The organism is Herbaspirillum aquaticum (genome assembly GCF_002213425.1).
GTDB classification, from domain to species: Bacteria; Pseudomonadota; Gammaproteobacteria; order Burkholderiales; family Burkholderiaceae_D; genus Herbaspirillum; species Herbaspirillum aquaticum.
Genome location: NZ_NJGV01000056.1, coordinates 1 through 1,191, shown reverse-complemented (window position 1 = coordinate 1,191; position 1,191 = coordinate 1). Strand labels below are relative to the sequence as shown.

Here is a 1,191-nt window from a genome sequence, read left to right as displayed (position 1 = left end):
TTAGTCGAAGATCTTGGCAACCACGCCGGCGCCGACGGTACGGCCGCCTTCACGGATAGCGAAGCGCAGGCCTTCTTCCATGGCGATCGGGTTGATCAGTTGCACGGTGATCGACACGTTGTCGCCCGGCATGACCATTTCCTTGTCCTTCGGCAGTTCGATCGCACCGGTCACGTCGGTGGTACGGAAGTAGAACTGCGGACGGTAGTTGTTGAAGAACGGGGTGTGACGGCCGCCTTCATCCTTCGACAGAACATAGATCTCGCCGGTGAAGTGCTTGTGCGGCTTGATCGAACCCGGCTTGGCCAGAACCTGGCCACGCTGCACGTCTTCACGCTTGGTACCGCGCAGCAGCACGCCAACGTTGTCGCCAGCTTGACCTTGGTCCAGCAGCTTGCGGAACATTTCCACGCCGGTGCAGGTGGTCTTCTGGGTGTCAGCGATACCGACGATTTCGATTTCTTCGCCGACCTTGATGATGCCGCGCTCAACGCGACCGGTCACCACGGTGCCACGGCCGGAGATCGAGAACACGTCTTCCACCGGCATCAGGAAGGTACCGTCAACGGCACGTTCCGGGGTCGGGATGTAGGTGTCCAGGGCTTCTGCCAGGGCCATGATGGCTTGTTCGCCCAGGGGACCGGTGTCGCCTTCCAGCGCCAGCTTGGCCGAACCCTTCACGATGGGCAGGTCGTCGCCAGGGAACTCGTACTTCGACAGCAGTTCGCGGACTTCCATTTCCACCAGTTCCAGCAGTTCAGCGTCGTCCACCATGTCAGCCTTGTTCAGGAAGACGATGATGTAAGGAACGCCAACCTGACGCGACAGCAGGATGTGTTCGCGGGTCTGGGGCATCGGGCCGTCAGCGGCCGAGCACACCAGGATCGCGCCGTCCATCTGCGCTGCGCCGGTGATCATGTTCTTCACATAGTCGGCGTGGCCTGGGCAGTCAACGTGCGCGTAGTGACGGTTCGCGGTTTCGTATTCGACGTGCGCGGTGTTGATGGTGATGCCGCGTGCCTTTTCTTCAGGCGCTGCGTCGATCTGGTCGTAGGCCTTCGCTTCGCCGCCGAACTTCTTCGACAGAACGGTTGCGATTGCAGCGGTCAGGGTGGTCTTGCCGTGGTCAACGTGACCGATGGTGCCGACGTTCACGTGCGGCTTGGTCCGTTCAAACTTGCCTTTTGCCAT

The 1,191-nt window shown here is 60.7% G+C and carries 1 protein-coding gene; it reads right to left on the bottom strand.

Going from position 1 to position 1,191, the window contains the following annotated elements:
- Entirely contained in the window at positions 1-1,191 is a 1,191-nt protein-coding gene (gene tuf / locus CEJ45_RS24370; protein WP_008334097.1) for an elongation factor Tu, read from the bottom strand.